General features: G+C 63.8%; 1 protein-coding gene. It reads left to right on the forward strand.

The window, feature by feature from the left end; translation table 11 throughout:
• Positions 1–76: 76 nt before the first annotated feature.
• On the forward strand, positions 77–1,080 hold a 1,004-nt coding region (locus ACIRS4_RS38780; RefSeq protein ID WP_404205064.1), incomplete at its 3' end, for an MCE family protein.

Genomic DNA, 1,080 nt, shown 5'->3' on the forward strand with positions numbered 1-1,080 from the left:
GTGACGCTGCTGATGTCGCTGGCCATCTACGGCACCTCCGGCAATTTCCATCTCTCCGGGTAGGGGCGGGACGAACATGGTCCAACAACAAGGCGGCACGGCGAGCCCGATCGGCACGCCGTTCGTCCAGAAGCCGGCGCCGAAGCGCCACCTCGACCAGGGGTGGGTGATCCGGCTGGCCGGCGCCGGTATGGTGCTCGGCCTGGTCGCCGTAGTCGTGTTCTGCCTGGTGAGTTTCGCCGGCGGTTTCACGAATACCGCTCTGGTGACCGTCAATTCGCCGCGCGCGGGTCTGGTCATGGATCGCGACGCCAAGGTGAAGATCCGCGGTGTCGAGATCGGCCGGGTCAAGTCGATCGACCAGACGCCCGAGGGCGCGCGCATCGAACTCTCCATGGATCCGGACAAGCTGAAGCTGGTGCCGGCCAACGCGACCGTGGACATCAACTCCACCACCGTGTTCGGCGCGAAGTACATCAACTTCATCGAGCCGCAGAACCCGTCGGGGCAGCTGCGCGCGGGAGCCGTGGTGCAGGCCGATGGCGTGACCGTCGAATTCAATACGCTGTTCCAGCATTTGAGCGACGTGCTCAACAAGGTGCAGCCGGAGAAGCTGAACGCCACGCTGACCGCGCTGGGCACCGCCCTGCAGGGTCGCGGCGAGAAGCTGGGCCTGCTGCTGTCCGACAGCGACGAGTTCCTCAAGCAGATCAACCCCTCGCTGCCCACGTTGCAGGAGGATCTGCGCAAGACCGCCTCGGTGACCGGCACCTACGCCGACACCGTGGGGGATCTGTTGCGCGTCACCGACAACATGCAGGTCACCGGTAAGACCATTACCGATGAGCAGGCGCGTGTGGATGATCTGCTGACCAACCTCATCGGGTTGGCCGACACCTCGAACTCGGTGCTGAAGCCCAGCGAGAACGATCTGATCAAGTCGCTGAACCTGTTGCGGCCCACCACGGATCTGCTGTTCGAGTACCGGTCGGCGCTGTACTGCACCATCATGACCTTCGGTATGAACGTTCCGCTGATGGACGAGCTCATCGGTGGCAGGTACCCGGCCTTCGCCATGAA

The sequence above is a fragment of the Streptomyces sp. NPDC101166 genome, assembly GCF_044768125.1.
Lineage (GTDB): Bacteria > Actinomycetota > Actinomycetes > Streptomycetales > Streptomycetaceae > Streptomyces.